Origin of the sequence: Curvibacter lanceolatus ATCC 14669 (assembly GCF_000381265.1) — a bacterium.
GTDB lineage: Bacteria > Pseudomonadota > Gammaproteobacteria > Burkholderiales > Burkholderiaceae_C > Curvibacter > Curvibacter lanceolatus.
Genome location: NZ_KB906260.1, coordinates 263,155 through 288,288, shown reverse-complemented (window position 1 = coordinate 288,288; position 25,134 = coordinate 263,155). Strand labels below are relative to the sequence as shown.

The 25,134-nt window shown below is 61.7% G+C and carries 21 protein-coding genes and 1 tRNA gene; 21 read left to right on the top strand and 1 reads right to left on the bottom strand.

What is annotated here, in order from left to right; genetic code table 11:
- Both F624_RS0116415 and rraA read left to right on the top strand, forming a co-directional pair.
- A partial coding sequence (locus tag F624_RS0116415) for an integrase core domain-containing protein (protein ID WP_019575414.1) occupies nucleotides 1-222 on the top strand: 222 nt, incomplete at its 5' end.
- Nucleotides 223-595: 373 nt separating this feature from the next.
- Nucleotides 596-1,102, top strand: a complete 507-nt coding sequence (gene rraA, locus F624_RS0116405; RefSeq protein WP_019575413.1) for a ribonuclease E activity regulator RraA — start codon at nucleotides 596-598, stop codon at nucleotides 1,100-1,102.
- Nucleotides 1,103-1,107: 5 nt separating this feature from the next.
- Here rraA and F624_RS0116400 read toward each other — a convergent pair whose 3' ends face one another.
- Nucleotides 1,108-2,061: a DMT family transporter gene (locus F624_RS0116400; RefSeq protein WP_019575412.1), complete on the bottom strand. Its 954-nt coding sequence runs from the start codon at nucleotides 2,059-2,061 to the stop codon at nucleotides 1,108-1,110.
- A 41-nt stretch (nucleotides 2,062-2,102) separates the two neighbouring features.
- Here F624_RS0116400 and F624_RS0116395 point away from each other — a divergent pair, with 41 nt between their 5' ends.
- From F624_RS0116395 to odhB, 19 genes are all read left to right on the top strand, one after another.
- A complete protein-coding gene (locus F624_RS0116395; RefSeq protein ID WP_019575411.1) occupies nucleotides 2,103-2,540 on the top strand; it encodes a gamma-glutamylcyclotransferase family protein in 438 nt (145 codons plus the stop codon).
- Between the two features lie 282 nt (nucleotides 2,541-2,822).
- The gene (aceA, locus tag F624_RS0116390) at nucleotides 2,823-4,154 is read left to right on the top strand and encodes an isocitrate lyase (protein ID WP_019575410.1); all 1,332 of its coding nucleotides are present in this window, start codon (nucleotides 2,823-2,825) and stop codon (nucleotides 4,152-4,154) included.
- Nucleotides 4,155-4,513: 359 nt separating this feature from the next.
- Nucleotides 4,514-6,421, top strand: coding sequence for a threonine--tRNA ligase (gene thrS, locus F624_RS0116385; RefSeq protein ID WP_019575409.1), 1,908 nt, complete (start codon nucleotides 4,514-4,516; stop codon nucleotides 6,419-6,421).
- Between the two features lie 82 nt (nucleotides 6,422-6,503).
- Nucleotides 6,504-7,100, top strand: coding sequence for a translation initiation factor IF-3 (gene infC, locus F624_RS0116380; RefSeq protein WP_084679540.1), 597 nt, complete (start codon nucleotides 6,504-6,506; stop codon nucleotides 7,098-7,100).
- A gap of 168 nt (nucleotides 7,101-7,268) precedes the next feature.
- Nucleotides 7,269-7,472: a 50S ribosomal protein L35 gene (gene rpmI, locus F624_RS0116375; protein WP_027475501.1), complete on the top strand. Its 204-nt coding sequence runs from the start codon at nucleotides 7,269-7,271 to the stop codon at nucleotides 7,470-7,472.
- Between the two features lie 26 nt (nucleotides 7,473-7,498).
- Nucleotides 7,499-7,858 carry a 50S ribosomal protein L20 gene (gene rplT / locus F624_RS0116370; protein ID WP_027475500.1) on the top strand — a complete coding sequence of 120 codons (360 nt, stop codon included), beginning with the start codon at nucleotides 7,499-7,501 and terminating at the stop codon, nucleotides 7,856-7,858.
- Between the two features lie 103 nt (nucleotides 7,859-7,961).
- Nucleotides 7,962-9,014, top strand: a complete 1,053-nt coding sequence (gene pheS / locus F624_RS0116365; protein WP_019575405.1) for a phenylalanine--tRNA ligase subunit alpha — start codon at nucleotides 7,962-7,964, stop codon at nucleotides 9,012-9,014.
- 79 nt (nucleotides 9,015-9,093) lie between these two features.
- On the top strand, nucleotides 9,094-11,529 hold the full coding sequence (pheT, locus tag F624_RS0116360; protein ID WP_019575404.1) for a phenylalanine--tRNA ligase subunit beta: 2,436 nt from the start codon (nucleotides 9,094-9,096) through the stop codon (nucleotides 11,527-11,529).
- A 16-nt stretch (nucleotides 11,530-11,545) separates the two neighbouring features.
- Entirely contained in the window at nucleotides 11,546-11,875 is a 330-nt protein-coding gene (locus F624_RS0116355; protein WP_245573650.1) for an integration host factor subunit alpha, read from the top strand.
- Nucleotides 11,876-11,974: 99 nt separating this feature from the next.
- On the top strand, nucleotides 11,975-12,415 hold the full coding sequence (locus tag F624_RS0116350) for a MerR family transcriptional regulator (protein WP_031255268.1): 441 nt from the start codon (nucleotides 11,975-11,977) through the stop codon (nucleotides 12,413-12,415).
- 26 nt (nucleotides 12,416-12,441) lie between these two features.
- A tRNA-Pro gene (locus F624_RS0116345) sits at nucleotides 12,442-12,518 on the top strand.
- Nucleotides 12,519-12,827: 309 nt separating this feature from the next.
- Nucleotides 12,828-13,079: an acyl carrier protein gene (locus tag F624_RS0116340; RefSeq protein ID WP_019575401.1), complete on the top strand. Its 252-nt coding sequence runs from the start codon at nucleotides 12,828-12,830 to the stop codon at nucleotides 13,077-13,079.
- Nucleotides 13,076-14,287, top strand: a complete 1,212-nt coding sequence (locus F624_RS0116335) for an acyl-CoA dehydrogenase family protein (RefSeq protein ID WP_019575400.1) — start codon at nucleotides 13,076-13,078, stop codon at nucleotides 14,285-14,287. Before F624_RS0116340 ends, F624_RS0116335 begins: the two co-directional genes overlap by 4 nt.
- A gap of 1 nt (nucleotide 14,288) precedes the next feature.
- Complete coding sequence (locus F624_RS0116330) at nucleotides 14,289-15,212, top strand: amino acid--[acyl-carrier-protein] ligase (RefSeq protein WP_051107422.1); 924 nt, start codon at nucleotides 14,289-14,291, stop codon at nucleotides 15,210-15,212.
- Entirely contained in the window at nucleotides 15,212-16,177 is a 966-nt protein-coding gene (locus tag F624_RS0116325; protein ID WP_019575398.1) for a DUF1839 family protein, read from the top strand. Before F624_RS0116330 ends, F624_RS0116325 begins: the two co-directional genes overlap by 1 nt.
- 6 nt (nucleotides 16,178-16,183) lie before the next feature.
- Nucleotides 16,184-18,622: a glycoside hydrolase family 2 protein gene (locus F624_RS0116320; RefSeq protein WP_019575397.1), complete on the top strand. Its 2,439-nt coding sequence runs from the start codon at nucleotides 16,184-16,186 to the stop codon at nucleotides 18,620-18,622.
- A gap of 151 nt (nucleotides 18,623-18,773) precedes the next feature.
- Nucleotides 18,774-20,375, top strand: coding sequence for a serine aminopeptidase domain-containing protein (locus F624_RS0116315; RefSeq protein WP_169426618.1), 1,602 nt, complete (start codon nucleotides 18,774-18,776; stop codon nucleotides 20,373-20,375).
- A 351-nt stretch (nucleotides 20,376-20,726) separates the two neighbouring features.
- A complete protein-coding gene (locus F624_RS0116310; RefSeq protein ID WP_019575395.1) occupies nucleotides 20,727-23,603 on the top strand; it encodes a 2-oxoglutarate dehydrogenase E1 component in 2,877 nt (958 codons plus the stop codon).
- Nucleotides 23,604-23,664: 61 nt separating this feature from the next.
- Nucleotides 23,665-24,909 carry a 2-oxoglutarate dehydrogenase complex dihydrolipoyllysine-residue succinyltransferase gene (odhB, locus tag F624_RS0116305; protein ID WP_031255260.1) on the top strand — a complete coding sequence of 415 codons (1,245 nt, stop codon included), beginning with the start codon at nucleotides 23,665-23,667 and terminating at the stop codon, nucleotides 24,907-24,909.
- The last annotated feature ends 225 nt before the right edge of the window (nucleotides 24,910-25,134 follow it).

Genomic DNA, 25,134 nt, shown 5'->3' with positions numbered 1-25,134 from the left:
GAAAGCTTCAATGGCAAGTTCCGCGACGAGCACCTCAACGAGAGCTGGTTTGAGACCTTGCACCAGGCCAGAACATCCGTGGCCATCTGGCGCACGGACTACAACGAAGTCAGACCACACAGCAGCCTGGGCCGCATACCACCGGCTCGTTTTGCCGAGCTGCATCGCCAGCGCGCTGGCGATGCAGCTCAACAACCTTCAATTCAAAAACAAATCGATTAACCTTGAACTTGGACTTCCACTTTTGATTGGTACGTCTGTAGGGGGCAGGTCAACCAGCCAAACACTGCGTTCTCGCTGGCATACCGGATGCTAATGGAGAAAAAACGGCTTTCCAAGCGAAAACGCATATTTTTCGGTGCTCTCTGTTGCGTCTGTGTGTCCGCAAAGCCAATAAGGGCGCGGGTTTCATGCAGTCGGCGGGTACTGGGCCCAAAGCGGTGCCCTTGTTCATCTATCCTGGCGCTGTCGCATCAGCATGATCTGGCGGTTGCGGGTGGTGCCTTGCCGCCGCTTTTGTATGCTCTCGGTCGGGCTCGCCGCGGGCATTGGCGGGCCGCTTCCATCGTTTCCATGCCACGAAAGGTAACTCTCCATGTCTTCCCTGTCTGCGGTCGTCAGCACCTGCGATCTTTGCGATGAACACAAGAACGATGAATCGGGCCAGTTTCGTGTTCTGCCGCCTGTGTTCAAGGCCTTTGGTGGCTTGACGGCTTTCTGCGGCCCTGTGTGCACCGTGAAGGTGTTTGAAGACAACACATGCGTCAAGCAGGCCGTGGACTCGCCCGGCGAGGGGCGTGTGCTGGTGGTTGATGGTGGCGGCTCATTGCGGCGCGCGTTGGTGGGGGGCAATCTGGCCAAGGCTGCGGCACGCAACGGCTGGGCCGGCATCGTGGTGGACGGCTGTGTGCGCGACGTCGCGGAGCTCAATGCCGAAGCAGTCGGGATCCGGGCGTTGGCCTTGATGCCCTTGCCCACTGAGAAGCGGGGTGAAGGCCAGCGCGATGTGGCTGTTCAGATCCAGGGCGTGTGGGTGCGCCCGGGCGACTGGCTGTATGCGGATGCCGATGGCATCGTGGTCAGTTCGACGCCTTTGGTCTGAGTGCGTCAGGACGGCTTGGGGGATGGCACTGAGGGGCTTGAGCCGGGCAAGGTGGCCAGGACCACACCGGCCAGGGCAATGCCGAAGGCCAGCATCTGCAACCGCGTCATGGGCTCACCCAGGAACAGCACGCCGACCGCTGCAGCCGTGATGGGCAGCATCACCGTGAAAAGGCCTGCATGGGCGGCGGGGATGGTGCGCAATCCTGTCATCCACAGCCACACGGTCCACACACTGGCGGCCAAGGCATAGAACACCAGCAGCAGCCAGTAGGCCGAAGGCACGCTGGCGAAGCTGAAGGACATGGCCTGATACAGCCCCAATGGCGTGGCCAGTGCCAAGCCCCAGAGGTTGATCAAGGCGCTGATGCGTCGGGCACTCAATGCGCCGGTCAGCCTCTTGCCGATCACCGCATAGGCGCTTTCGCACAGCACCGCGCCGATGATCAGCAGGTTTCCCAGCCAGTGTGATTCGGTCGAGCCTGCGCCTGTGTCGGCTGCTGGGCGCGCCAGTGTGAACAGCGTGATGCCTGCCACTGCCAAGCCGATGGCCACGGCGACGCGGGTGCTGATGCGCTCCTTCAGAAAGATCCAGCTCAGCAAGGCCACGCAGGCTGGTATGCCCGACATGATCACACCTGTCGCCACGACCGAGGTCAACTTGACACCATTGAGCATCAACACTGAGAACAGAAAGTTGCCCAGCAGGGACTCCAGGAACACCAGGCGCTTGGTGGCGCCGCTCATTGGCGGCTCATCGGGTGTGCGGCGGGTCCATCGGACCATGGCCAAGGCGCCAATGCCGAAGCGCAACCAAGCCAGTAGAAAAATGGGCAGGATGAGGGTGAGTGGCTTGGAAAGCGCCACATAGCTGCCGACCAGTGCCATGCTGGCGGCCAAACAAAGGCAGGCCAGCCATCGGCTGGGGCCTGCCACCGTGGTGGATGGGGTGTCCTGCATTCGTTACAACGTTCAGAGGAGTTGGATTGAAAACCGAAATCATGCCCGAGGAGTGGGTATCCCAAGACCTTGAGCCCCGCCTGGTGTTTGTATACGGCACTTTGCGAAGAGGCGGCATCAACGATATCAACCGGCTCGTTCCGCCGCCTGTCTTTCAGGGCACGGCCAGTGTTTGGGGGCATCTTTTTGACCTGGGGGCCTATCCTGGCCTTCTTTTGGCGAGCGCCTCTGAACCAGGGGGCGGTGTTGTGTGTGGTGAGGTGTATGCGATCGACACAGCGCTCGAGAGACAACTCGACGTCATCGAGGAGATCCAGGGCCGGCCCGATGACGAATATTTTCGTCGTCAGGTGTCGGTCAAGGTGGGCGGGCAGAGTTGTGGCTGCCTTGTTTATGAGATCAACCCAAGGCGCGTGCTGGGTCGGTCGTTGATCGATCACGGCGATTGGATCAGGCATGTGGGCGAGGGGTGTCCTTGAGTCGAAAGTCTTCTTGGCGCATCTTTTCACTTGGCGGTTGTTTGATTTCTTAATGTGAAATATCCCAATTGCTGCGCTGCACACAATTTCCTATTATGAGAAATTAAATTTCACGATAAGGAATTGAGGTTGTAAGTTGTTGATTTTCAATAAAAATAAAAAAGTCTTCTATAAGACATAAGATTGTTTCTAACTCTTATAGAAGACTTAAAGTTGTCTCAACGCCAGCGAACTTGCAAACGCAATACGGCAGGCACCTTTCAACCAACCTGGAGTGATCACATGTCGCAATCTCTCAATTCCCAACTGAGCCGCCAGCAGCAAATCGAAGCCCTCGAAAAGGATTGGGCACAGAACCCCCGTTGGAAGGGTGTCAAGCGCAACTACAGCGCCGCCGACGTGGTGCGTCTTCGCGGCAGCCTGTCGATTGAGCACACCCTGGCCAAGCGTGGTGCCGAAAAGCTGTGGGACCTGGTGAACGGCAGCGCCAAGAAGGGCTATGTCAACTCGTTCGGCGCCATCTCTGCTGGCCAGGCCATGCAGCAGGCCAAGGCTGGTCTGGAGGCTGTGTACCTGTCGGGCTGGCAAGTGGCTGCTGACGGCAACACTTCCGAAACCATGTACCCCGACCAGTCGCTGTACGCTTACGACTCGGTGCCGACCATGGTGCGTCGCATCAACAACACTTTCAAGCGTGCTGACGAAATCCAATGGGGCCGTGGCATCAACCCCGGCGACAAGGAGTTCATCGACTACTTCCTGCCGATCGTGGCCGATGCTGAAGCCGGCTTCGGTGGCGTGCTCAACGCTTTCGAGTTGATGAAGAACATGATTGCCGCAGGCGCTGCCGGCGTGCACTTCGAAGACCAACTGGCTGCCGTGAAGAAGTGCGGCCACATGGGTGGCAAGGTGTTGGTGCCCACTCAAGAAGCCTGCGAAAAGCTGACCGCTGCTCGCTTCGCTGCTGACGTGATGGGTGTGTCCACCATTGTGCTGGCCCGTACCGACGCTGAAGCTGCCAACCTGATCACCTCGGACCACGACGCCAACGACAAGCCGTTCCTGACCGGCGAGCGCACACAAGAAGGTTTCTACCGCGTCAAGAACGGTCTGGAGCAAGCCATCAGCCGCGGCGTGGCCTACGCACCCTACGCCGACCTGGTGTGGTGCGAAACCGGCACGCCTGACCTGGGCTTTGCCCGTGAGTTCGCTCAAGCTGTGCACGCAGCCTGCCCTGGCAAGCTGCTGTCGTACAACTGCTCGCCTTCGTTCAACTGGAAGAAGAACCTTGACGATGCAACCATCGCACGCTTCCAGGACGAATTGTCGGCACTGGGTTACAAGTACCAGTTCATCACCCTGGCTGGTATCCACAGCAACTGGTACAACACCTTCAAGTTTGCTCACGCCTACGCTCGCGGCGAAGGCATGCGCCACTACGTTGAAATGGTGCAAGAGCCCGAGTTCGCTGCCCGCGAGCAAGGCTACACCTTCGTGTCTCACCAACAAGAAGTGGGCGCTGGTTACTTTGACGACGTCACCACCGTCATCCAGGGCGGCTCGTCCTCGGTGAAGGCACTGACCGGTTCGACCGAAGAAGAGCAGTTCCACTGATCTTGGGCGCTTGCGCTCAACGAAGCCCGGGCTTGCCCGGGCTTTTTTCATGGAGCGGGCTCAAGGGGGCATGACATCAGAAGGCTGCCGTGGTGCAGCTTGAGCCTGGGGCATTTTGTGGGTCTCGGTTGGCATGCTGGGGACGAGGCGTTAAAATCCGAGAGTCCCCTGGCAACAGGGCCACTTGCAAGAGCGAGAAAGGCATCTTGGTTATGACACCGCGAACTACACCGGAGATCGTCCTGGGTCGTTGAGACCCGCTGGTTCGCGCCTGCACACCTGTTTTTGCTCCATGGAAAAAAGCGCGGCCTTCACCGCGCTTTTTTTATGCGCCTTCACTGGCTCAACTTACACACAACATGATTCAGATCACGCTTCCCGACGGTTCCAAACGTGAATTTCCTGGCCCGGTCACGGTGGCCGAAGTGGCCGCCTCGATCGGTACGGGCCTGGCCAAGGCCGCCTTGGCGGGCAAAATCGGTGACAAGGTGGTGGACACCAGCTATGCCATCACCTCGGACAGCCCTTTGTCCATCATCACGGCCAAGGACGCCGACGGCTTGGAGGTGATCCGTCACTCCACCGCCCACTTGTTGGCCTATGCTGTCAAAGAGCTTTTCCCGGATGCCCAGGTCACCATCGGGCCGGTCATTGAGAACGGCTTCTACTACGACTTTTCCTACAAGCGTCCTTTCACGCCTGACGATCTGGCGGCCATCGAGAAGCGCATGGCTGAGTTGGCGGCCAAGGACGAACCTGTGGTGCGTCGCGTGCTGCCGCGTGATGAGGCCGTGGCCTACTTCAAGGGCATTGGGGAGCATTACAAGGCGGAGATCATCGCCAGCATTCCCAGCAATGAAGACGTCAGCCTGTATCGCGAGGGCAACTTCGAAGACCTTTGCCGTGGCCCCCACGTGCCGAGCACCGGCAAGCTCAAGTTTTTCAAGCTGATGAAGGTGGCAGGGGCCTACTGGCGTGGCGATCATCGCAATGAGATGCTTCAGCGCGTGTACGGTACCGCCTGGGCCAGCAAGGATGACCTCCAGCAGTACCTGACGATGCTCGAGGAGGCCGAGAAGCGTGACCACCGCAAGCTCGGCAAGGAACTGGATCTGTTCCACATCGACGAGCACTCGCCGGGTACCGTGTTCTGGCATCCCAAGGGCTGGACCGTCTGGCAAGAGGTGGAGCAATACATGCGCCGCGTCTATCGCGACAACGGTTACCAGGAGGTCAAGGGGCCGCAAATCCTGGACCAGGGTCTTTGGGAGAAGACAGGGCACTGGGACAAATACCGCGAGAACATGTTCACCACCGAGTCTGAGAAGCGTGACTATGCCCTCAAGCCGATGAACTGCCCGGGGCACATCTTGATCTTCAAGCAGGGGATCAAGAGCTACCGCGACCTGCCGTTGCGCTTTGGTGAGTTCGGTCAATGCCACCGCAATGAGCCCACCGGGGGTCTGCATGGCATCATGCGTGTGCGGGCCTTCACGCAGGATGATGGCCACATCTTCTGCACCGAAGATCAGATCCAGAGTGAGGTCATCGCTTTCACCACGCTGCTGCAAAAGGTCTACAAGGACTTTGGCTTCAAGGACATCATCTACAAGCTTTCAACCCGCCCTGAGAAGCGCATCGGCTCTGAGGAGAGCTGGGATCGTGCTGAGAATGCGTTGGCGGAAGGCTTGCGTGCTTCCGGTTGCGATTTCGAATACCTGCCAGGTGAGGGTGCTTTCTATGGTCCGAAGATCGAATACACCCTGAAGGATGCCTTGGGTCGTCCATGGCAGTGCGGAACCATCCAGGTGGATCCAAACATGCCGGAGCGCCTGGACGCCGAATTTGTGGGCGAGGATGGCGCTCGCCATCGCCCCGTCATGTTGCACCGTGCCATCGTTGGCAGCCTGGAGCGATTCATCGGAATTTTGATCGAGCAGCACGCTGGCGCGCTGCCCACGTGGCTGGCTCCGGTGCAGGTTTCGGTGCTCAACATCACCGATTCGCAGGCCGATTACTGTCGGGAACTGGTCAAAACGCTTGAGAATCAAGGGCTTAGGGTTCAGTTAGATCTGCGCAACGAGAAAATTACGTATAAAATACGAGAGCATTCGTTGCAAAAGCTGCCTTACATCTTGGTCGTGGGTGACAAAGAGAAGGCTGCAGGTGCCGTTGCGGTACGCGCCCGGGGTAACAAAGACCTCGGAGCGATGTCGGTTGAAGCCTTCGTTCAGACGATTGTTTCAGACATCGCCTCTAAAGCCTGACACTCAGTCAACCATCGCTTTAGCTGACGCGTTGCCGTCGGCTAAAGCTGCATGTGCAGCCATTATTTAAAGGACACTAGCCATCGCTACTGAATTTCGTGATCGTCGCCAGCGGGAAGAGCGCAAGCACCGTCTGAACCGTGAAATCATGGCACCGGAAGTTCGACTTTCCGGTCCGGAAAACGAGCCCATCGGCATCGTCAGCCTTGCGGAAGCGCTTCGCATGGCGGGTGAGTTGGATGTGGATCTGGTTGAAATCGCGGCCACTGCGAACCCGCCAGTCTGTCGCTTGATGGATTACGGCAAGTTCAAGTACCAAGAGCAGAAAAAAGCTGCTGAGGCGAAATCCAAGCAAAAAGTCATCGAGGTCAAGGAAGTCAAGTTCCGTCCCGGCACCGATGACGGCGACTACAACATCAAGATGCGCAATATCAAGCGCTTTCTTGAAGATGGCGACAAATGCAAGATCACCTTGCGTTTCCGTGGGCGTGAAATCACCCACCAGGAAATCGGCATGGCCTTGTTGCAGCGCATTCGGGATGAACTGGCTGACCTGATCGTGGTCGAGCAGTTTCCCAAGCTGGAAGGGCGTCAGATGATCATGATGATCGCCCCAGGCAAGCGCAAGCCTTCAGCGGCCAAGCCTGCTGAAGCGGGTGCCGCTGCAGCGTCAGTTTGATCAGAACACTGAAGCTCTTTGCGAGAGGAGCTTCGGCAGGTGGTAGGCAGCAATGCCTGCTGTCCAGGTGGCAGAGTTCGCTCTGCCGCCGACCAAGTGGCTCGGGGCCATCAAGGCTGCAATCAGTTTGCAGACGCCTCACGAGCACAATGTAAAAGGAGCATGAACATGCCCAAAATGAAGACCAAGAGCAGCGCAAAGAAGCGCTTCCGTGTTCGTCCGGGTGGTACCGTCAAGCGCGGTCAAGCCTTCAAGCGTCACATCTTGACCAAGAAGACCACCAAGAACAAGCGTCACCTCCGCGGTGCTGTGGCTGTGCATGAGACCAACATGGGTCACATGGCGCAGATGCTGCCCGGTGCTGGCCTGTAATCAACTGACGAACAAGGAGTAATTCAATGCCTCGCGTCAAACGTGGTGTAACGGCTCGTGCCCGTCACAAAAAGGTTCTGGCCCTCGCCAAGGGTTTCCGTGGTCGCCGCGGTAATGTCTTCCGCATCGCCAAGCAGGCGGTGATGAAGGCTGGGCAATATGCCTACCGTGACCGCCGTACCAAGAAGCGCGTGTTCCGCCAGTTGTGGATCGCCCGTATCAATGCCGCTGCCCGTGAACTGGGCCTGACCTACAGCCAGTTCGCCAACGGCCTGAAGAAGGCTTCCATCGAGATCGACCGCAAGATGCTGGCCGACCTCGCTGTGCATGACAAGGCTGCCTTCGGCAGCATCGTGAACCAAGTCAAGGCCAAGCTGGCTGCTTGATTTTTCACGGCTACGCCCCGCCTTGTGTGGGGCGCTGCGAACAAGAAACAAGGGCTAGGGCTTTGCACAAAGCTTTAGCCCTTTTTCATTGACAAGAGAATTTATGAACGAGTTGGACGCACTGGTCGACAGCGCCAGACAAGGTTTCGAGCAAGCCGCCACGCCGGCAGACCTGGAAAACGCCAAGGCGGTGTTTCTGGGCAAGTCGGGGCGCATCACCGAGTTGATGAAAGGCTTGGCGAGTTTGTCGATTGATGAAAAGAAGGCCCGAGGCGCCGTCATCAACCAAGCCAAGCAAGCCATTGAGGCGGCGCTGAATGCCCGCCGTCAGGCGCTGGCCGATGCCGAACTGGATGCCCAACTCAAGGCTGAGGCGCTGGATGTGACGCTCGCCGGGCGCCAGGCCGGGCAGGGTGGCTTGCACCCTGTGTCGCTCACGCTTGAGCGTATCGAAGGTATTTTTGGTTCAATGGGCTTTGATGTGGCCCAAGGGCCTGAAATCGAATCCGACTGGTTCAATTTCACGGCGCTCAACACGCCGGAAGACCATCCCGCGCGCTCCATGCACGACACCTTCTACGTCGAAGGGGGGACTGCCACCGCGCCAAACCTGTTGCGTACGCACACCAGCCCGATGCAGATCCGCCATGCAGTTCAGCATGTGAATGCGCACCGCGCTCTGCTGGATGCTGGCGAGACCATGCCCGAGATCCGTGTCATCGCCCCGGGCCGGACCTACCGTGTCGACAGCGATGCCACCCACTCGCCGATGTTCCATCAGTGTGAGGGCTTGTGGATCGGTGCCAATGTCAGCTTCAAGGATCTGAAGGTTGTCTTCACTGATTTCTGCCGCACCTTTTTCGAGTCGGATGACCTGGTGCTGCGCTTCCGTCCGAGTTTCTTTCCCTTCACCGAGCCCAGCGCCGAGATCGACATCCAGTTCCAGAGTGGCCCCCTGGCGGGGCGCTGGCTGGAGGTGGCTGGCTCCGGACAGGTGCACCCGAACGTGGTTCGCAACATGGGGCTGGACCCCGAGAAGTACATCGGCTTTGCCTTTGGCATGGGCCCGGATCGTCTGACCATGCTTCGCTATGGTGTGAACGATCTGCGCCTGTTCTTTGATGGCGATATCCGTTTCCTGTCCCAGTTCCAGTAACCCGTTTTGAGGCCTTGGCGGGCCACGATGCCCGAGACGCATCGTCTGCGCGCCACGCCTTCACCAGAAGAGTCCGACTATGCAATTTCCTGAATCCTGGTTGCGTGAGTTCTGCAACCCGCCGCTGACGACGGCCGAGCTTTCCGACGCCCTCACGATGGCGGGTCTGGAAGTGGAAGAGTTGCAGCCTGTGGCGCCTCCCTTCACCCGTGTGGTGGTGGGGGAGATCAAGCAGGCAGAGCAGCATCCCAACGCCGATCGCCTGCGTGTGTGCCAGGTGGATGTGGGCCAGGCTGAGCTGCTCAACATCGTCTGCGGTGCACCCAATGCGCGCGTGGGCATCCGCATTCCGTGTGCCATGGTGGGCGCCGAGTTGCCGCCTGGGGAGGATGGCAAGCCTTTTGTGATCAAGGTCGGCAAGCTGCGAGGCGTAGAAAGCCAGGGCATGTTGTGCTCTGCCCGTGAGCTGAAGTTGTCCGAAGACCATGGCGGTCTGATGGAGCTGCCCGCTGACGCGCCGCTGGGTCAGAACATCCGCGAATACCTGCAGCTGGACGATACGCTCTTCACGCTGAAACTCACACCCAACCTGGCGCACTGCCTGAGCGTGTACGGCATCGCGCGAGAAGTCGCTGCCCTCACGGGCAGCCCATTGTTGCAACCCGCCTTCCCCACCCTGGCGGCGGTTCATGAGCAACGGCTGCCTGTGACGATCAGCGCGCCTGATCTGTGCGGCCGCTTCTCGGGCCGTGTGGTGCGTGGTGTGAACCCCAAGGCGGCCACCCCGAAGTGGATGGTGGATCGTCTGGCGCGTTGCGGACAACGCAGCGTGGCCCCGCTGGTGGACATCTCCAACTATGTGATGTTCGAGCTGGGGCGCCCGTCGCATATTTTCGATCTGGACAAGATCCAAGGCGGTTTGGATGTGCGTTGGGGGCGTGAAGGCGAGACGCTGAAGCTGCTCAATGGCAACACCATCACGGTAGACGGCCAAGTGGGCGTGATCGCCGATGCGCAGCAGGTCGAGTCTCTGGCGGGCATCATGGGTGGAGATTCGACGGCGGTGTCTGACGACACGCAAAACGTCTACGTCGAAGCCGCTTTCTGGTGGCCCAAGGCTGTCGCCGGTCGTTCGCGCCGTTTCAACTTCTCGACCGATGCGGGGCATCGATTCGAGCGGGGTGTCGATCCTGAGCTCACCGTTGAGCACATCGAGCGCATCACGCAGCTGATCATTGATATCTGCGGTGGCGAGCCGGGTCCGATTGATGATCAGCGGGTCAACGTGCCTTCGGCTCAACCGGTCACCTTGCGGGTGGCACGTGCTGAAAAGGTCATCGGCATGGCCCTGGGACAGGAGCGCTGTGCGCTCGCGCTGCGTCGCCTGGGCCTTCCGGTCACCGAGGGTTCCGGTACCTTGACCGTGACGCCGCCTTCCTACCGCTTCGACCTCACCATCGAGGAAGACCTGATCGAGGAAGTGGCTCGCATGGTGGGTTACAACAACCTGCCGACCACCAAGCCGCTGGCTCCCATCGTGCCCAAGCTGCGTGCCGAGGCGCAACGCAGTTCCTTTGCCGTGCGTCGTCTGCTGGCCGGCCTGGGTTACCAGGAAACCATCAACTTCAGCTTCGTGGATGCCTCCTGGGAGCATGAGCTGGCAGCCAATCCCAACCCCATCAAGTTGTTGAACCCGATTGCCAGCCAGATGAGCGTCATGCGTTCGTCGTTGATCGGTTCGCTCTTGCAAGTCCTCAAGTTCAATGCCGACCGCAAGGCCTCTCGCGTGCGTGTGTTCGAATTGGGGCGTGTGTTCCTGCGCGATGCCTCTGTGACGGATTCGATCACCACCGTTTCCGGTTTCGACCAGCCCATGCGGGTGGCGGGTGTGGCCTGGGGCACGCATGCGTCTACCCAGTGGGGCATGCCCGAAAGAGCGGTTGATTTTTACGACATCAAGGGCGACGTCGAGGCCTTGCTGGCGCCGCTCAAGCCGGTCTTTGTTCCGGCCGAGCATCCCTCTTTGCACCCTGGTCGCACGGCTGCAGTGCAGCTGGATGGGCAGACCATTGGGCATGTCGGCGAATTGCATCCGCGCTGGCGTCAAAAATGGGGCTTCGCCTCTTCGCCTCTGGTCTTTGAGTTGGCTTTGGACCCTGTGTTGGCGCGCCGCGTCCCGGCCTTCGAGCCGGTCTCGCGCCTGCAGCCGGTCACCCGCGACGTCGCCGTGGTGCTGGGGGATCAGGTCACCTATGCCGCGGTGCAGGCGGCCATCCGTGCGGCGGATACTGGCGGCCTGCTGCGTGACGTGACCCTCTTCGACCTCTACCGCCCCAAGGTCCAGAAAGATGGCTCGGTTGTGCAGGGTGGCCTGGCTGCGGGTGAAAAGAGCCTGGCCATCCGCCTCACCTTGCATGGTGGTGAGAACACGCTCACGGACGAACAGATCGAAGTGGCCGTGCAGGCCGTGTTGCAGAAGCTGTCCGCCGATACGGGCGCCCGCCTGCGTGCTTGAGAGGATGCGAGACAACATGTCGACTCTTCCCGAGATCGAGTTCGCGGTCGATGACCTCGAAACGACGGCGCTGACCAAGGCTCAATTGGCGGACCTCTTGTTCGAGCAGATCGGCTTGAACAAGCGCGAGTCCAAAGACATGGTCGACGCGTTTTTTGACTTGGTCGCAGAGAGCCTGGTGTCGGGGGAGGATGTGAAGATTTCCGGTTTCGGCAATTTTCAGATCCGTACCAAGGCACCGCGCCCGGGGCGCAATCCCCGCACGGGAGAGGCCATTCCCATCGGGGCCCGCCGCGTTGTGACCTTCCATGCCAGCCACAAGCTCAAAGAGCAGATTCAAGGCTGAGGACTAAGCCACTCTTTTGCGAGAGACCTGCCTGTGCTGGCTGGCATTTGAGGCAGCTCTGCAGTAACCTAAAAGCTTTTCGTGTCGTCCGTCATCCACATGGCAAACCCATTGCCCCCCATTCCGGTCAAACGCTACTTCACCATCGGTGAGGTGGGCGAACTGTGCGGCGTCAAGCCACACGTCTTGCGGTATTGGGAGCAAGAGTTCACCCAGCTGCGGCCCATGAAGCGCCGCGGGAATCGCCGTTATTACCAGCACCACGAGGTGCTCATGATTCGGCGCATCCGAGACTTGCTGTATGACCAGGGCTTCACCATCGTCGGGGCGCGCAACAAGCTGCAAGAAGTGGGTGGTCTGGAGCAGGCCGTTGCTGACGTCGATGCACCGCAGGTGCAGCAAGCTCATGGGTCTGGCTCGGTGGCGCTGGCGGCCGCTGACGGTGCGCGCACTGCTGGCCAACTGCCTGCCGTGGGAGACCTGCAGGCTCTGCGCAAAGAATTATTTGAGATTTTCGAGCTTCTCGCCGAAAGCGCCTGAAAACCGCTATATAATTTAATTCTTGTCGGCGTGTAGCGCAGCCTGGTAGCGCACTTGCATGGGGTGCAAGGGGTCGCGAGTTCGAATCCCGCCACGCCGACCATTTTATTCCAGTGAAACAATGGGTCAGTTCTCAAAAGGAACTGACCCATTTTTTTTGGTGAATCGCTTGGGTTGTTTTTCGGGTCGCCTTGTTGGTGCCCCGAGCGCGTCAACAAGGCGGCCTGCCAACTAGTTCACTGATTGGTTTGAACCATGGCCCTGCGGCGGTCGGGTTTTGTTGAAACCACTCCCACCCCTCGTTATGATTCCGGTGACAGAATGTTACCCATCATTACACTTCGAGCCGAACTGCTGAAATCTCGGCTCGTTCGACACGATTGTGTGGTGGTTCTTTGGAATCACAAGAATCATGAACAACGCACTGCGTGAGATCTTCGCCAAACAGGGGCGCATGGCCCAGGCCCTGGATGGCTTGAGTGACGATGCCGATTTGTTTGCGGCTGGGCTGGACAGTCTGGCCATCGTCAACGTCATGCTGGCCGTCGAGGATCGTTTCGATGTCGAAATCCCCGATGAATACCTGAACCGTGCCACTTTCTCCAGCATTGCGGCTTTGGCCTCTGTTCTGCACAAGCTGCAGGCCGAGCAAGCCCCCACATGAGCACGTCCACCCCCCTTGCCCCGGTTGAAGCCCTTCCGGGCGTGAACCCCTGTCGTGACGATTGGTCCGCCCGCGCCGCGGTGATTGCCGAAGTGGCGGCACGCCATGCCCAGGAGGTTGATCGTGAGGGGCGTTTCCCCGCCGAGGCCGTGCAGGCCATGCGTGATTCCGGTCTGCTGGCGGCGTGGGTGCCTCAGTCGCTGGGAGGGCCAGGGCTGAGCCTGCGCCAGATCGCGGCCATGTGTGCCCAGATCGGTGGTGCTTGCGGTGCCAGCGGAATGATCTTTGCCATGCACCAGATCAAGCTGTCCTCGATCGTGCACCACGCTGGCTCCTCTCCTTGGTACCAGGCCCTGCAAAAGCGAGTGGTCGCCGAGGCCTTGCTGCTGGGTTCGGTGACCTCCGAGGTGGGCGTGGGTGGCGATATCCGCCGCTCGTTGACCCATGTGGTCCGGGACGGGGATCGGTTCAAGCTCGACAAACATGGCTCGGTGGTCTCGTACGGCGCCTATGCCGATGCCTTGTTGATCACGGCGCGCGCCGACGAGCAGGCCCCGCCCAATGGCCAGGTCATGGTCACCGTGCTGAAGGACCAGTACCAGTTGGAAAAGACAGGTGGCTGGGATGCCATGGGCATGCGTGGCACCTGCAGCGATGCGTTCATGATCCGCTCCGAAGGGGCTTGTGAGCAGATCTTCGAGGCTCCCTTTGCCGAAATCATTGCCAACACCATGCTGCCGGTTTCGCACATTTTGTGGTCCAGCGTGTGGTTTGGCATCGCCCACAGTGCCTTGCTGCGCGCCCGGACCCATCTGCGCTCGGTGATGAAGCAGTCGGGCGGTCAATTGCCGGCGGCAGCCACGCGCCTGCCCGATCTGGTGGCCCGGGTGCAGGTGCTGCATGCACGTCTGCTGTCGGCTGCCACCCGCTTCGAGGCCGCCATGGCCGCGGGGCAGGGGGCCTTGCCCATGTCGCTGACGACCGATCTGACCTTGCTCAAGAGCACCATGTCCGAAGGCTGTCTTGCGGTGGTGCAGGAGGCACTCACCACGGTCGGCTTTGCTGCCTACAAGACCGAAGGTGCGGCCAGCCTGGGCCGCCACCTGCGTGATCTGCACTCCGCACCGTTGATGATCAACAACGCACGTTTGATTGAAACCATGAGCAGCTTCCTGCTGATGGATCCCCTGCAATTCGGATTGGCCTGACATGAGCGACGCCCTGGATACGAGCCCTACTTTTCTTGAGCAGTTGATTGCCGCAGGCCACCTGATTCCCATGGGGGTCGATGGCCTGTATGGCAAAAGCGGGGTGTTCGAGGACATCCTCGACAAGCTGGACCGCCTGATCACCCGCTATGGTGCCGATCAGAAGGCCGAGGTGATGCGTTTTCCGCCTGCCATCTCGCAGCAGACCTTTGAAGAGAGCGAATACCTCAAGACCTTTCCCCACTTCGCTGGCACGGTGCATTGCTTTTGCGGCGATGAGAGCGAGCACCGCCGCATCCTTGAATGCGTGGCTGAAGGCAAGGACTGGACCGAAGGCCAGAAGGCCTCTGGCGTGGTGCTGACGCCGGCTGCCTGCTACCCTTCCTACCCGGTGGTAGCACGCCGAGGGCCGGTTGGCCCCGATGGCGTGACCTTGGACCTGCTGTCGTACTGCTTCCGGCACGAGCCCTCGCTGGAGCCCACGCGGCTGCAGCTTTTCCGCATGCGTGAGTACGTGCGCGTCGGCACGCCCGACCAGGTGCTGGCCTTCCGCGCCCACTGGCTGGAGGCGGGCGAAAAGCTCATGCGTTCCCTGGCCCTGCCCTTGACCATCGATGTGGCGAACGATCCCTTCTTTGGTCGCGCCGGTCGTGTGCTGGCTGCAAGCCAGCGGCAGCAGAAGCTCAAATTTGAATTGCTGGTGCCCGTCAACAGCGAAGAGAACCCGACCGCCTGCCTGAGCTTCAACTACCACATGGACCATTTCGGTTTGATCTGGAAGTTGCGTACCCCGGGCGACGAGGTCGCCCACACGGCCTGCGTCGGCTTCGGCATGGAGCGCATCACCCTGGCCCTGTTCCGCCACCATGGCTTTGACCCCAAGGCCTGGCCGGCTGATGTGCAGGCGGCGCTGGGAGGGTTCTGATGCTGGGCGAGGCTCTTGCGCTGCCGGCCTACAGCCCGCACGCGGTGCACGCTGCCGAGCGCCACTGGCCGCAGTCCAACTGCAGCCTGGACCTGTGGATCACCTACCTCAACCACCTTGGCCTGGCCCCTGAAGCCCTGATGGGGGCGCTGGTCCAGCTGGACTACGAGGGTGATCAGTTCACCTTCTGCAAGTTCGAGCCCGCTGACCTCGCCAGCATGCACGGCCTGGTGCTGCGCGAGTTGGCGATGTTTGATCGCTTGCAGGGCCATGTGGCAGCCCAGGTCGCGCGCGGGCATCTGGTGCTGGTGGAACTGGACGGCTTTCACATGCCCGACACCCGCAGTACCTCCTACAAGAGGGAGCACAGCAAGACCACCATCGGCATCGAATTCATCGACCCTGACAAGCAGTTGCTCGGCTACTTCCACAACGCAGGCCGCTATGTGCTGCAGGGCGAGGATTACCGCGCGCTGTTTGCCATCGACTCGGTGGATCGACAGGCCACCGGCGCCTTGCTGCCCTACACCGAAGTGTTGCAGCGCAAGCGCTCCCCCTTGCAAGGTGAGGCCCTGCGAACCGCCGCACGGGCTGCCTTGCAACAGCACCTGCTGTTGGCGCCGGTGGTCAATCCGTTTCTCGCCTATCAGCAGCAGTACGAGGCCGATCTGGCCCGGGTGATCGATCGCGGCAACGAGTATTTCCACCTCTATGCCTTCAACCACTTCCGCCAATTCGGTGCCGTGTTCGGCCTACTGGATCACTATTTGCGCTGGCTTGGAGATGGGGCACTGCTGCCGCTGGCAGCGCACTGCGATCACATCGCGGCCCAGGCCAAACTGATGCAGTTTCGCGTCGTGCGCGCCGTCGCGAGGCGCAAGCCCGATGATTCGGGCCGCATCCTGAGCGATGTCGCCGAACGCTGGGACGCCGTCATTGGCGGCTTGCGTCAGCATCTGGGCTGAGATTTCATGGTGGGTCCCTCCTGGCAACTGCTGGAAACCCCTGGCGGTCAGTTCGATCACCCCGATCAACTGCCCCAGGCCGATGGCACCTGGTTGGCTGCACCTGTGCCCGGCACGGCCTGCGAGGCGCTTTCGCAAGCGGGTCGCCTCGATCTGCTGGCGCCGCGCTCGCTGATGGGGCAGGACGTCTGGTACCGATCTGGCTGGAACCTGCCCGCTGCAGCCACGCTGCACTTCGACGGTCTGGCCGGGGTGGTCGATGTCTGGCTGGACGGGCAGTTGCTGTGCACGCACCGTCACATGTACCTGCCCCTGAGTGTGGCCTTGCCGGCAGGATGCTCCACCCTCGTTCTGTGTTTCAAGGCTTTGGCACAGGGGGCCCTCAAGCGTCAGGGCCGGGCCCGCTGGCGCCCCCGCATGATCCAGCCCCCCGGCCTGCGCGACCTGCGCCAGACCGTGCTGGGGCACATGGTGGGCTGGTGCCCGGAGTGGACGCCCATCGGCCCCTTTGGTGAGATCCGGTTGACCTCGCCTTCCGACGTCGAGCCGGTGAAGATCCACGCCATGCGTGCCGATTGGACCGGGCAGGGCGCTTGGCTGCAACTGGGTTTGCAGGGGGCGCCCTTGTCCGAGAGCGCTCAGGTCCGTTGTGCCGGCACCAGTCTGCCCCTGCTGCGGCGCGATGACGGGCTTTGGTGGGCGGAGGGGGCGCTACCGCAGGCCCAGGCCTGGACGCCGCACACCCATGGTCAGCCTGTGCTGCACGAATTGTGGCTGGACGCTGGCCCACAGCCGACCCTGCTGACCCGGGTCGGTTTTCGACGCATCGAACTGGATCAGCAACAGGGCGCGTTTCGCCTGCTGCTCAATGGCCTGCCCGTGTTTTGCCGTGGCGTGTGTTGGACGCCCCCTGATCTGCTGCGCCTGCGCAGCCAGCCCGAGGTGTACCGTGCGCTGGCGCGTGAACTGGTCAGCGCGGGCATGAACATGGTCCGCGTGAGCGGCACCATGCTGTATGAGGAAGCCGCTTTCTTTGCCGCGTGCGATGAAGCCGGTCTGCTGGTCTGGCACGATTTCATGCTGGCCAATTTTGACTACCCCGCGCGCGATGCCGGCTTTCTGGCCGAACTGGACGCCGAGGCGCGGCATTTCCTGGGCCGCACCTTGTGCCACCCCTGCGTGGCTGTGCTGTGTGGCGGCAGCGAGGTGCGCCAGCAGGCCGAGATGCTGGGCGTCGACTGGCCCGAAGACGATCCGATTTTTCAGGGACTGCTGGCCAAGGCCTGTGCCGATGCCCGGCCCGATGTGCCTTATGTGCCCAACACGCCCTGGGGTGGGCAGCCCAGCTTCTCGACCGATCAGGGGGTGTGCCATTACTACGGCGTGGGGGCCTACCAGCGAGGGCTGGACGATGCCCGCCGCGCGCAGGTGCGCTTCGCCAGCGAGTGCATGGCCCTCGCCCACGTGCCGGCCGAGGCCGATCTGGCCCCCGCACTCGCCCAGCAACCCATGGGCTTGCTCTGGAAGCTGGGCACCCCGCGCGACGCCGCTGCCTCGTGGGATTTCGATGATGTGCGCGAGCACTACCTGCAGCTGCTGTATGGGGTGGACCCGGGCCGCTTGCGGCGCGAAGACCCGGCTCGCTACCTGGATCTGGGGCGGGCTGTCTCCTGCGATCTGGCCGAGCACCTGTATTCGGAGTGGCGCCGCCCGGATTCCGGCTGCGCCGGGGCGCTGGTCTGGCAATTGCGGGACCTGCGTGAGGGTGCCGGGTGGGGGCTGCTGGATCATCAGGCCCGCCCCAAGCCCGTGTGGCATGCCTTGACGCGGGTGCTGCAACCCGTGCAGGTCCTGATCACCGACGAAGGCTTGAACGGCCTGGGTCTGCACGTGATCAACGAACGGCCGCAGGCGCTGAAGGCGGTGCTCTGCCTTCAGGTGCTACGAGATGGCCAGCGTGTGGTGATCGACGGTCAGCAGGTGCTGGAGCTGCCTGCCCATGGGGCCGTCACGCTGAGTAGCGCGGATCTGCTCGGGCGGTTCTTCGACATCAGCTATGCCTATCGTTTTGGGCCGCCGGCCCATGATGTGAGTGTGGCTGTCCTCCGCGATGCACTCACGAACCAAGTGTTGGGCTGGGCCTGCCATCTGCCGCAGCGGGCGCTGCCAGCTGCCGATTTGGGCCTCAGCACCCGCCTCGAGTGGCGCGACGGGGCCTGGCAGTTGGGCATCACTGCGCAGCGCTTTGCCCAACATCTTCATTTTGTCAGCCATAGCCACCAGCCCTCGGACGATTGGTTTCATCTGCCGCCGGGCATTGAAAAGTGGCTGAGCCTGCGCCCCAGCGAGGCCTCTGCTCTGGAGCCCGCGCTGGCCGGAGGTTCCCTGGCTGCGCTCAATGGCCTGACGGCGCCATGGGTACGCCTGGCCCCGCCGCAGGCCTGAGTGCATCGTTCAACGCGTGTTCATGAAATCTGTCGTTTTCTCCGGCTGCCACGCGCAGCTTCACACACCCGCCGATGGCGTGTTTCGCCATCTTGTGGTTCTGTGCAATGCCTTCGGTGGTGAGGGCTTGTATGCCCACCGCGCGCTCTGTGTGCTGGCCGAGGACATGGCGACGGCCGGCATGGCGGCCTTGCACCTGGACTACCCTGGCCTGGGCGACAGTGTCGATCTGCCGCCCGGCGTGGATGCCACCCAGGAATGGTTGGCCGGCGTACGTGCGGCATTGGCCTGGGCGCGCCGTCATTTCCCAGGGGTTGCGCTGAGTCTGTGCGGGCATCGCCTGGGTGCTTTGCTGGCTGCCGAAGTGGCCAGCACTGAGCCCGATGTGCAGGCCTTGCTGCTGCTGTCACCTCCACAGTCAGGCCGGCATCTGGTGCGCGAACTGCAACTGACCGCCCTGCCGGCGCCGCAGGGGGATGGCTTCTATCTTTACGGCTGGTGGCTTGCCAATTCCACCCTGGCGGGTCTTCAGGCGCTCGACCTCGGTTGCTTGTCCCGGCGTCCATCGCTCGCGGTGCAGGTGCTGACCGAGGCGGGGGTCCGTGGTTTGGTCAAGTTGGGGCAGGCCCATGTTCAGGCGGGGGGCGCTGAATTCGATGTGCACGAGATGCCTGATCTGGCGGGGCTGCGGGCCGAGCCACATCTGGTCGAGGCCGCAGAGGCCGCCTTTGCCTGCGGTGTTCAGTGGCTGGCGCTGAGAGGCGCGAGTGGGGCAGGCGTTGGCTCATTGCATGCGCCTGCCTTGCCCTTGGCAAGCGATCTGCATTTACCTCAAGGGCTGGAGAGCGGGTGCCGCTTCGGGCCGGGTGGGGCCTATTTCGGCATTGTCTGTCGGCCCCATGAGGTGCAGCCGGACCCACGCTGTGTGCTGATTCTGAACACTGGCGGTAATCCCCGTTCCGGCCACCATCGTCTCAGTGTGGCCCTGGCCCGCGCCTTGGCCGCGGTCGGCGTCGCGTCCTTGCGCGTGGACGCCACCGGCATTGGTGATGCCCTGCCTGCGGTGCGGGGGCGCAGTCTGGCTCTCTACAGCGCGGCCTCTCTGGTGGATGTCAGTCATGCGCTGAACTGGCTCGAGGGGCAGGGCTGGGTGCACCCGGTTGTCTTCGGTATCTGCTCGGGTGGCTACCTGGGCTTGCATGCGGCGGCTCGGGAAACCCGCATGGGGGGCCTGGTGATGGTGAATCCTCAGAGCTTTCTGTGGGATGGACCGGTCTTTGGCAGCGAACCGTCTGTTGATGGCGGAGCGCCTGCGGAGGTTGAAATCCAGCAATTGAGCCACTACCGGCGTGTCCTGTTCTCAGGGGATTTTTGGCAGCGTTTGTTGCGGGCTGAAGTGGCTGTGGCCGGAGTCCTGCGACAAGTCAGTCGAGCCTTGTGGTTCCGCTTTACCGCGGCCTTGCAGGCTCACCTGCCGGCCGGCTGGGTGCTGGCACCGCGTGCGGCCAAGGTCCAGGCACTTTTCTCCGGTTTGGCAAAGAGGCGCATGCCATTGCTGCTGGTGTACGCCGACACCGACCCGGGTCTGAATGAGTTACAGGCCTGCTTTGGTCCATGCGGTCGCCGCCTGCTGACGTATCCGGGCACCGGTGTGCAACTGGTGCGGGGGGCGGATCACACGTTCACCGGTCCAGCTGATTCGGAGAACCTGATTCAAATCGTCAGGCAATTCGTATCATCCAGCTCGACCTGAAATACTTTTATTGCTGAATTCGTAACATTTGGCAAGGGTTGCTTGCGGTGCGCGCAGCCCTGTTGAAGGCTTCCGAAGTCAAGTGCGATATATTTCGCGTCAACGGCCGGCAATCGCAGTCAGTGAGCATCTCCGGCGGGTTGTTCCGTCCTGGGTCACTGACTCGAAAGCAAGATGGCCGCCCTTGGTTTAGGGGGCATCCCCCTTGCCGAGAGGTCATTCAGTGGCACAATCGCGTCCGCAAAAGGCCCTTCCCCAGCCACTGTCGCATCCGCCAATCGGTTCAGCCGTGTCGCGGAAGGTTTATCAACCAGCTAATGCTTCCCTGAGGGGAGCGGAGGTCCGCGGAATATGAGCGATTCTTCGTCCGTCTATCAAGCCTACCAAGGCAACACCTATCTCTTCGGGGGCAACGCGCCCTATGTCGAAGAGATGTACGAAAACTACCTGGCCAACCCCGGCAGCGTGCCTGACACCTGGCGCGACTACTTCGACGCCCTGCAGCACGTGCCCGCCGTCGACGGCAGCAACGCCCGTGACGTGCCCCACCTGCCTGTCATCAACGCCTTCGCCGAGCGCGCCAAGTCGGGCCAGACCAAAGTGGTCGTGGCCAGTGCCGACGCCGAAATGGGCCGCAAGCGCACCGCCGTCCAACAGCTGATCGCCGCTTACCGCAACGTCGGCGCCCGCTGGGCCGATCTGGATCCGCTCAAGCGCACCGAGCGTGCTCCCATCCCCCAACTCGAACTCTCCTACTACGGCTTCACCGATGCCGATCAGGAGACGGTGTTCAACATCAGCAACACCTTCTTCGGCAAGGACACCATGTCCCTGCGCGAACTGCACAACGCCCTGCGTGAAACCTACTGCGGCACCATCGGCGCCGAGTACATGCACACCACCGACCAGGACCAGAAGGCCTGGTGGCAGAAGAAGCTGGAAAGCATCCGCAGCAAGCCGAATTTCGGCGGCGACAAGAAAAAGCACATCCTCGACCGCCTGACCGCAGCCGAAGGCCTGGAGCGCTACCTGCACACCAAGTACGTGGGCCAGAAGCGCTTCTCGCTCGAAGGCGGTGAAAGCTTCATCGCCGCCATGGACGAACTGATCCAGTCGGCCGGTGCCAAGGGCGTGCAGGAAATCGTGATCGGCATGGCCCACCGTGGCCGTCTGAACGTGCTGGTCAACACCCTGGGCAAGATGCCCAAGGACCTGTTTGCCGAATTCGATCACACCGCACCGGAAGACCTGCCGGCGGGTGACGTGAAGTACCACCAGGGCTTCAGCTCGGACGTGACCACCCCTGGCGGCCCGGTCCACCTCTCGCTGGCCTTCAACCCCTCCCACCTGGAAATCGTGAACCCGGTGGTCGAAGGTTCGGTGCGTGCCCGCATGGACCGTCGCGACGATCCGCATGGCAACCAGGTGCTGCCGGTGCTGGTGCACGGTGACGCCGCTTTCGGTGGCCAAGGTGTCAACCAGGAAACCCTGGCCCTGGCCCAGACCCGTGGTTACACCACGGGCGGCACGGTGCACATCATCATCAACAACCAGATCGGCTTCACCACCAGCGATCCGCGCGACATGCGCTCCAGCGCCTATTGCACCGACATCGTCAAGATGGTCGAGGCTCCGGTGCTGCACGTGAACGGTGACGATCCTGAAGCCGTGGTGCTGTGCATGCAACTCGCCCTCGAGTTCCGCATGACCTTCCGCCAGGACGTGGTGGTCGACATCACCTGCTTCCGCAAGCTGGGCCACAACGAGCAGGACACCCCCAGCCTGACCCAGCCGCTGATGTACAAGAAGATCGCGGCCCACCCTGGCACCCGCCGCCTGTACGCCGACAAGCTGGCCACCCAAGGCCTGGGCGCCACGCTGGGCGACGACATGGTGAAGGAATACCGTGCCGCCATGGACGCTGGCCGCCACACCGTCGATCCGGTCCTGACCAACTTCAAGAGCAAGTTTGCCGTCGACTGGAGCCCTTACCTGGGCAAGAAGTGGACTGACGCGGGTGACACCGCCATCCCGGCTGCCGAATGGCACCGTCTGGCCACCAAGATCACCACCATCCCGGCCAGCGTCACCCCGCACCAGCTGGTGAAGAAGGTGTACGACGACCGCGCAGCCATGGGCCGTGGTGACATCCCGGTGGACTGGGGCATGGGCGAGCACATGGCTTTCGCTTCGCTGGTGGCCAGCGGCTACCCGGTGCGTCTGTCGGGCGAAGACTGCGGTCGCGGTACCTTCACCCACCGCCACGCCGTGATTCACGACCAAAGCCGTGAAAAGTGGGACACCGGTACTTACGTGCCGCTGCAGAACGTGGCCGAGAACCAGGCCCCGTTCGTGGTGATCGACTCCATCCTGTCCGAAGAAGCGGTGCTGGGCTTTGAATACGGCTATGCCTCGAACGACCCCAACACCCTGGTGATCTGGGAAGCCCAGTTCGGCGACTTCGCCAACGGCGCCCAGGTGGTGATCGACCAGTTCATCGCCTCCGGTGAAGTGAAGTGGGGCCGCGTCAACGGCATCACCCTGATGCTGCCGCACGGCTACGAAGGCCAGGGCCCTGAGCACAGCTCGGCTCGCCTGGAGCGCTTCATGCAGTTGTCGGCCGACACCAACATGCAAGTGGTGCAGCCGACCACCGCCAGCCAGATCTTCCACCTGCTGCGTCGTCAGATGGTGCGCAACCTGCGCAAGCCGCTGGTGATCATGACGCCCAAGTCGCTGCTGCGTAACAAGGACGCCACCTCGCCGCTGATCGAGTTCACCAAGGGCAGCTTCCAGACCGTCATCGGCGAGCACAAGGAAGACGTGCTCAAGAAGGCCGACAAGGTCAAGCGCGTCATCGCCTGCTCGGGCAAGGTTTACTACGACCTGGCCAAGAAGCGCGAAGAGAAGGGCGCCGACGATGTGGCCATCATCCGCGTCGAACAGCTCTACCCCTTCCCGCACAAGGTGTTCGCGGCCGAACTGAAGAAGTTCCCCAACGCCACCGACATCGTGTGGTGCCAGGACGAGCCGCAAAACCAGGGCGCCTGGTTCTTTGTGCAGCACTACATCCACGAGAACATGCTCGACGGTCAGAAGCTGGGTTACTCCGGTCGTGCGGCTTCGGCCTCGCCGGCTGTGGGCTACTCCCACCTGCACCAGGAACAGCAGAAGGCCCTCGTGGATGGCGCCTTCAGCAAGCTCAAGGGTTTCGTGCTGACCAAGTAAATGCAAGAAGGGGGCTGCAAAAGCCCCCGTCGAACCAGAACAAGATACCGAAAGAATTGATATGGCAATCGTAGAAGTCAAAGTCCCCCAGTTGTCTGAATCCGTGGCCGAAGCCACCATGCTGACGTGGAAGAAGAAGGCCGGCGAAGCCGTGGCCGTGGACGAAATCCTGATTGAAATCGAAACCGACAAGGTGGTGCTCGAAGTGCCGGCTCCGGCTGGCGGCGTGCTGGCTGAAATCGTGCAAGGCGATGGCGCCACCGTGGTGGCCGATCAACTGATCGCCCGCATCGACACCGAAGGCAAGGCAGGCGCCGCCGCTCCGGCCGCTGCCGCTGCACCGGCTGCGGCCCCCGCTGCCGCCGCCGCCTCGACCTCCAAGGCCGATGTGGCCATGCCCGCTGCCGCCAAGCTGCTGGCCGACAACGGGCTGGCCGTGGGTGCCGTGACCGGTACGGGCAAGGACGGCCGCGTCACCAAGGGTGATGTGCTGGGTGCTGTGGCCGCCGGCGTCAAGCCCGCTGCTGCTCCGTCCGCCATCCCGACCGGTGCGCCCACCAAGTCGCTGCCGCAAGTGGCCGCGCCTGCCGCCCCGAGCCTGGGCGATCGTCCGGAGCAGCGTGTGCCCATGAGCCGTCTGCGTGCCCGCGTGGCCGAACGTCTGCTGCAATCGCAGTCGACCAACGCCATCCTGACCACCTTCAACGAAGTCAACATGGCCCCGGTCATGGACATGCGCAAGAAGTTCCAGGACGCCTTCACCAAAGAGCATGGCGTGAAGATCGGCTTCATGAGCTTCTTCGTCAAGGCGGCCGTGCACGCCCTGAAGAAGTACCCGGTGCTGAACGCCTCGGTCGATGGCAATGACATCGTCTACCACGGCTACTTCGACATCGGCATTGCCGTGGGCTCGCCCCGCGGCCTGGTGGTGCCCATCCTGCGCAACGCCGACCAGATGAGCTTTGCCGACATCGAAAAGAAGATCGCTGAATTCGGCCAGAAGGCCAAGGACGGCAAGCTGGGCATTGAAGAAATGACCGGCGGTACCTTCTCGATCTCCAACGGTGGCACCTTCGGCTCCATGCTGTCGACCCCCATCATCAACCCGCCGCAGTCGGCCATCCTGGGCGTGCACGCCACCAAGGACCGCGCCGTGGTCGAGAACGGCCAAGTCGTGGTTCGCCCGATCAACTACCTGGCCATGTCCTATGACCACCGCATCATCGACGGCCGCGAAGCCGTGCTGGGCTTGGTGGCCATGAAGGAAGCGCTGGAAGATCCGTCGCGCCTGCTGTTCGACATCTAAGCCAACAACACCCTCCTCACCAGCGCGTCCCATGAAACTGGCCTGCCGAGCATCGTCTGATGGCCGCGGAGCAGGCCAGGCCAGAGATGCCGTGGAGCGGGCTTTGCCCGGCCACCGGCATCGTCCCCTTGGGGGGATGGTGCCGCAGGCGACTCAGGGGGGAGGATTCCAACCCACCGGGTGCAAAGCGGACACAGCGCGCACCCTGGTGGGTTTTGTTCCAAC